The 6,397-nt window shown below is 40.9% G+C and carries 8 protein-coding genes, 5 tRNA genes and 1 rRNA gene; all 14 read left to right on the top strand.

Annotated features, from left to right (window positions below; translation table 11 throughout):
• Positions 1-267: ribosomal RNA gene (locus tag G633_RS0107225) — 23S ribosomal RNA — on the top strand; the annotation flags it as partial.
• Positions 268-340: 73 nt separating this feature from the next.
• Positions 341-413: transfer RNA gene (locus tag G633_RS0107220), tRNA-Asn, on the top strand.
• Positions 414-528: 115 nt separating this feature from the next.
• A tRNA-Glu gene (locus tag G633_RS0107215) sits at positions 529-600 on the top strand.
• Between the two features lie 7 nt (positions 601-607).
• Positions 608-681, top strand: a tRNA-Ile gene (locus G633_RS0107210).
• Positions 682-738: 57 nt separating this feature from the next.
• Positions 739-811, top strand: a tRNA-Val gene (locus tag G633_RS0107205).
• A 61-nt stretch (positions 812-872) separates the two neighbouring features.
• Positions 873-958: transfer RNA gene (locus G633_RS0107200), tRNA-Leu, on the top strand.
• A gap of 109 nt (positions 959-1,067) precedes the next feature.
• A complete protein-coding gene (locus G633_RS0107195) occupies positions 1,068-1,541 on the top strand; it encodes a GNAT family N-acetyltransferase (RefSeq protein ID WP_022770958.1) in 474 nt (157 codons plus the stop codon).
• A gap of 30 nt (positions 1,542-1,571) precedes the next feature.
• Positions 1,572-1,970 carry a DUF3795 domain-containing protein gene (locus G633_RS0107190; protein ID WP_022770957.1) on the top strand — a complete coding sequence of 133 codons (399 nt, stop codon included), beginning with the start codon at positions 1,572-1,574 and terminating at the stop codon, positions 1,968-1,970.
• The gene (locus tag G633_RS0107185; protein ID WP_022770956.1) at positions 1,970-2,155 is read left to right on the top strand and encodes a hypothetical protein; all 186 of its coding nucleotides are present in this window, start codon (positions 1,970-1,972) and stop codon (positions 2,153-2,155) included. Before G633_RS0107190 ends, G633_RS0107185 begins: the two co-directional genes overlap by 1 nt.
• Before the next feature lie 85 nt (positions 2,156-2,240).
• Complete coding sequence (locus G633_RS0107180) at positions 2,241-3,368, top strand: RNA-guided endonuclease TnpB family protein (RefSeq protein ID WP_026519510.1); 1,128 nt, start codon at positions 2,241-2,243, stop codon at positions 3,366-3,368.
• A 156-nt stretch (positions 3,369-3,524) separates the two neighbouring features.
• Positions 3,525-4,271, top strand: a complete 747-nt coding sequence (locus tag G633_RS17705; protein WP_255346141.1) for an LD-carboxypeptidase — start codon at positions 3,525-3,527, stop codon at positions 4,269-4,271.
• A 230-nt stretch (positions 4,272-4,501) separates the two neighbouring features.
• Complete coding sequence (locus G633_RS0107170) at positions 4,502-4,984, top strand: GNAT family N-acetyltransferase (protein ID WP_026519509.1); 483 nt, start codon at positions 4,502-4,504, stop codon at positions 4,982-4,984.
• A 78-nt stretch (positions 4,985-5,062) separates the two neighbouring features.
• Positions 5,063-5,959, top strand: a complete 897-nt coding sequence (locus tag G633_RS19730) for a GNAT family N-acetyltransferase (RefSeq protein ID WP_196804242.1) — start codon at positions 5,063-5,065, stop codon at positions 5,957-5,959.
• Between the two features lie 217 nt (positions 5,960-6,176).
• The coding region (locus tag G633_RS19725) for a helix-turn-helix domain-containing protein (protein ID WP_242838844.1) at positions 6,177-6,397 on the top strand (221 nt) is incomplete at its 3' end.

Below are 6,397 nucleotides of genomic sequence, written 5' to 3'. Positions count from 1 at the left end.
ATCTGAGAGGAGCTGTCCTTAGTACGAGAGGACCGGGATGGACGGACCGCTGGTGTATCAGCTGCACCGCCAGGTGCATAAGGCTGGGTAGCCACGTCCGGAAGGGATAAACGCTGAAGGCATCTAAGCGTGAAGCCCCCCTCAAGATGAGATATCCCTCCTTTATGGAGTAAGACCCCTTGGAGAGTACGAGGTTAGATAGGCACAAGGTGTAAGCATGGTAACGTGTTCAGCTGATGTGTACTAATAGGTCGAGGGCTTATCCAAAAAAGCAAAGGTTAGAGACGGATCTAAGAGATTTCAGTGTTCGGTTTTGAAGGTACAAAATTTTTTATTATAATCCTCCTTAGCTCAGTCGGTAGAGCATTCGGCTGTTAACCGAAGTGTCGTTGGTTCGAGTCCGACAGGGGGAGCGCGAGAGGTCGTCTTAAGGCCAGGCTCAACTGAAGTTCTAAGCTCGAGAGAACCTCGCTAAGAACTCCAGCAGGGCCTATTGCTAAGCGGTCACAAGACGCCCGCTAAGCACTAGGCTCCGTGGTCAAGCGGTCAAGACATCGCCCTTTCACGGCGGTAACACGAGTTCGATTCTCGTCGGAGTCATTTATCAGGAGCTTTAGCTCAGTTGGTTAGAGCAACCGGCTCATAACCGGTCGGTCCCGGGTTCAAGTCCCTGAAGCTCCACTATGGTTTTTTAATAGTATATTGAAGAACCGCGTAATACCCAGTATTCATTAAAAAGGGGTCTTAGCTCAGCTGGGAGAGCATCTGCCTTACAAGCAGAGGGTCACAGGTTCGAGCCCTGTAGGCCCCACTAACGCGATATGTAATATTTGCATATCGCGTATTTTTTACCACAGCATAATATGGTAAATGCCGGCGTGGCGGAACTGGCAGACGCCCGGGACTTAAAATCCCGTGGGTAGTAATACCCGTACCGGTTCGATCCCGGTCGCCGGCAGTAAAGAAGAGAAGCAGAGATGCTTCTCTTTTTTTGAAGATCATACCGAACATATGTACCGTCTGCTTTTTGTCTGATATAATAGGTGTATTGATAGAGGGGTGAAAATATGATGAATGTAACATTTGATACTGCAAATAAAAAAGATATTTCAGAACTGACCAGGCTTCGAATTGCATATATCATGGATGATTATGGAACTATCAGCGAAGCTGATAAATATGCCATGGAAGAGCAATTACCTGGTTATTTTGAGAGAAAACTGGGCAAAGAGCTTATTGCTTTTGTAGCAAGAGCTGATGGACAGCTGGTTGCCACGGCATATCTTTTGCTTATAGAAAAACCAGCTAATCCATCTATGCAAAATGGACTAGTTGGTGAAGTGCTGAGCGTATTCACTGAGAAAGAGTATCGTGGACAAGGCATCAGCACACGCTTAATGAACGATCTGGTAAAATATGCCAAGGAGAATCGTCTGTGTTATATTGACCTGAAGGCTACAGAAGAAGGTTATTCTCTTTATAAAAAGATTGGCTTTGAAGAAAGAAATCAAAAATATAAGGATATGCGGTTGAAACTATAGTATTTTTTTAGACTAACCCTGGGAGGGAAGATGAAAAGAGAACTTGGAATAGCGCGTTGCGGATTAGCATGTTGCCTGTGTTCTGAAAATGTAACCTGTAAGGGATGTAAAAGAGATGGCTTTATGGAGCTATCCTGGTGTAAAGATGCCGAGTGGTGTGAGGTCCGCAGGTGTGGTATTGATAAAAATCTGAATGGATGTTATGAATGCAAACCGGCGAATTGTCGCAAAGGCTTATATGCAGACAAGATTAAAGCAAGGGCATTTGCGGAATATGCACGAAGGTTTGGAGTAGAAGAGCTATTGGATTGCCTTGAACGCAATGAAAAGGCAGGTATAGTTTATCATCGGGAAGGAATTATGGGAGACTATGACGACTTTGATGATTTAGAGGAACTGATAAGCTATATAAAAACAGGGAAAAGATAATGAAAATTGGTATTTCAGCTTGTTCAAACGGACATTTGCCGGAGTGGCAGGATCAGATAACTGAACTTGAACAGGTTCTTGACAACATGAATATTGAAACAGCTCTTTCACCGCATATTATAATAACGTGCGAGAAAACCCCTTCCGATGAAGTCGGTTGTGGGATGAATCGCACTGATGTTTAAATTTTGTAATACGAGAACATATGTTTGCTATAGAGCTGCAAAAGTGCTATAATACTAGCATAAGACAAGTTTTGGAGCAGCTTCTATGGATGAGTATATCTACCTCAGATATCAGTACCGCATATATCCCAATGACTTACAAAAAGCAAAAGCACAGATTACTGCTGACTGCTGCAGGTTCGTCCACAACTACTATCTGAACCTGAGAAGCCTTGCATGGCGCACTCAGCACCGCAGTATGAACTACAATACCTGTGCAAATGACCTGAAGTACTTAAAGCTTGTTTACCCCTGGCTGGCGCAGGCTGACTCCATGGCACTTCAGGAGGAGCTCAAAGACCTCCAGAGATCCTTTGAGAACTTCTGGCGTGGCGATGCTTCTTATCCCTTATACCATGCCAAGAAAAGTACAGGACTCTCATTCAGGACACGCAATCAGTCTGATGGCATAAGGATATCTGCCGATAATAGGTACATCCATCTTCCCAAGCTTGGCTGGACAAAGATCAGGCTTTCTCGTCAGGTCCCCGGAATAATAGAAAATGCCACCCTAATACAAAAGCCTTCAGGGAAGTATTTTGTATCACTGACGGTAAAGATAGCATCATCTGTTGTTACAAAACGCAATGACGGAAATGAGCATGGCCTTGATCTGGGACTTAAGTCATTCTATATCCTGGACGATGGGACAAAGAAAGGTAATCCCAAATACCTGTACAGATATGAGAATAAGCTTGTCAGAGAACAGCGTCGTCTTTCACGTATGAAGAAAGGTTCTTCAAATTGGCGTAAGCAGAAGCTCAAGGTTGCGCGCCTTCATGAAAAGATATCAGATACAAGACATGACTTTCTGCATAAAGAGAGCACGTATCTTGCCAGGAAGTGTTCCCTTCTATGTATTGAAGACCTAAATATAGCAGGGATGACAAAGAACCACAGACTTGCAAGATCCATAAGTGATGTATCATGGTCGGAGTTCATATCAATGCTCGAATATAAGATGGTGCTTCATGGTGGCATGCTTGTAAAAGTACCAAGGTTCTATGCCTCAACACAGACCTGTCATATATGTGGACACAAGGAGCCGAAAACCAAAGCCCTTAGTATCCGCAAATGGACATGTCCTGAGTGCAAGGCTATACATGACCGAGACGTAAATGCTGCGATCAATATCCTGAGTAAAGGGAAAACCTTGCTGCCTTCAGTAGCATAAACGAAATAAAGGTACCGTAGGGACTACGGGAACCAAACGCCTGTGGACACCGTGGGGGAAAACTCACCAGGATATTTCCTGTGCGAGATAATAACCTGGGTGGCTGAAGCAGGAATCCACTTCCGTCATAGACGGTGGTGGTAGTTCAAGAGAACTATAGATGAATATAGCGGGACTGATAAGGAAAGAGCCGAAGATCTCATGAAGTTTTACACTGATGATGCGATAGATGCAATCTACGACATTTCCGGCGGAGACCTGGCTAATGGAGTGTTAAAATATTTAGACTATGACACCATATCAAAGGTTGGTAAGACTTTCTGGGGATATAGTGATCTTACTACTGTTATCAATGCCATATACACAATGACGGGCAAACCGGGAGTTCTTTATCAGATAAAAAATATAATCTGGTCATGCAGAGATGTTCAAAAGCAGAGGTTTTCAGATTACATTTCAGGAAAGAATAATGACCTGTTTGATATAAAATACAGCTTTTTGCAAGGAAACGACATGCAAGGTGTGGTTGTAGGTGGCAATATCCGCTGTTTTACCAAGCTTGCAGGGACCAGGTACTGGCCTGATATGAATGGGAAGATATTGCTTCTTGAGGCACTTGGTGGAGAATCCGGGCAGATAGGGACTCTTTTTAACCAATTGGATGATATAGGTGTGTTTGACCAAATATCAGGTGTATTGCTTGGGACTTTCACGGGTTATGAAAAAGCAGGACTATCGCATACTGTATATGATCTTTTGAAAATGCATATCTCAGAGGTGCTTCCCGTAGCATGTACAAGAGATATAGGACATGGCCTTGATGCTAAGGCTATCATGATTGGAAAAGAATACAGTATTTATGCGGATACACATAATGGTGAAACATTTGATGTATATCAATAACTGGGTTCAGAAATGGGTTCAGAAAATAAAGTGAAATCGCCAGCCTCCTTTCCATTGGTATTTGAAAGGCGCAGGAAAGTTCGATCCCGGTCGCCGGCAGTAAGAGAGAAGCAGTGATGCTTCTCTTTTTTTATTTAAACATGGCTTGATGCTCCTAATTGGATGTTGATATAATTAAGAGCTTGTATGATTGATTAAGAGTATTTGCATATGCTAAAAGGGGAGGATTTATGCAGAGTAATAATATAGTTGGACTTCGTCCAATGACAAGGGAGCTCTGTCATGAGCTTTATAAGTCTTGGGAGAATGATGACTCTATATACATGGATATGTCCATATTTAAGGAATATGTTTACAACGAGGAATCAGTTGATCACTATTTCGATTCAAAGCAGGGAACGTCACGCAGAATTTTTGCAATCATGCTTGAGGACAGACCTATTGGAAAATTACAGTTAAAGCAGATTAATATGGATAAGAGAGAATGCACCTTAAGTATTCATATGCAAAATGATAATTTTAAAGGTAAAGGATATGGAACAGAGGCAGAGAAACTTGCTATAAAGTATGCATTTGATGAACTGGGAATGGTGGCAGTTAATGCGGACACTGTTGTGAAGAACACAAGGAGTCAGCATATCCTTGAAAAAATTGGATTTCAGTTTTTGAAAGAAGAGGGATACTTTAGGTATTATCGCTTGGAAAAATCATAATAAAAGATTGGAAAGCACAGAATATGAGATGCCAATTTGGCATCTCAAATATATTATTTAATCAGTTTGTGGAGAAGTATGAACATAAGAAGAATGAGCGGATCAGATCTAATGAGCCTATATGGGACATTATCTGATCCGGTTGTAATGAAATATATAGAGGAACCATATACGCTTGAGAAAACAAAAGAATTCATTCATAGTGCCGGTCTATCTGAACCACCGCTTGTTTATACGGCAGAGGATGAAACAGGAAATTATATTGGCTATGTAATTTATCATGATTATGAACAGAATACTGTGGAGCTAGGTTGGATCCTGGATAAATCAGCATGGGGAAAAGGCTATGCAAGCAAATTAACGGAAGAACTGATAAAGAGAGCCAAGCTGGACGGAAAGAACGCAGTTATTGAATGCAATCCTGAACAACAGATAACAAAGCATATCGCTGAGAAGTTTGGTTTTATTTATGAGGGAAATGTTGATGGATGCGATGTATTTAGGCTTAGGTGTAACAGGATAATCGATGATGACTTACTTCTGACTCCGTACTATAGAAATGATGCGGAATCGTTTCCTTGGTACCAAGATTTAGATGTTTGTAAGCAAGTTGACAATATTGATCATGCTTATGATATTGAAACACTACATGCTATGTATGATTATCTTAGTGCGCATGGTAGCTGCTATTACATACAATATCAGGGAAAACTTGTAGGAGATGTATCTCTTAGGGATAATGCAGAAATAGCAATAGTGGTGTGCAAGGAGTACCAGAATAGGCATATTGGCAGAAAATGCATACTTGACATGATAGAGCTTGCTAAGGAGAAGGGGATGGATAAGGTGAAAGCCAATATATATGCATTTAATACTCAGAGCCAGAAGATGTTTCAATTAATTGGATTTATAAAAACTGATGAAGAAAGGTATATATACGCTATAGATACAAAAAAAGAAATAATAATAGTTTAATAAAGCGTGGGCTGTAAGAATGAATGAGTCGCAATCATAGAGAAATCTATGGTTGCGATTTTTTATGTCAAAACAGCAAAACATATGTTCTTATGAATGACATAGTGTTTCCGTAATATGAAAAACTAAATTCCTGTTCAGATGCATTAATCTGGAATTTACTCCTGCACATATTTTTTGTTACTATATCCAAGGTTATCTGTCAGAAAGGATTACCATGGATAAGAAAAACAGCTTTCATAACCAAAGACATCTCTCATTGTCTGACAGAAGTTTTATTGAGCAGGAGCTATTACAACATTCTTCTTTTAAATATATTGGAGAAATGCTCAACAAAGATCCTACTACTATATCTAAAGAAATACGGAATCATACCATGTCAAAACCTCCTTTACAGCACTTTAGAAAGTGTCGAGGTTGTCTGCACTATATTGAATG

Source organism: Butyrivibrio sp. FCS006 (assembly GCF_000424525.1).
Lineage (GTDB): Bacteria > Bacillota > Clostridia > Lachnospirales > Lachnospiraceae > Butyrivibrio.
This window is presented reverse-complemented; position numbering and strand designations above follow the sequence as displayed.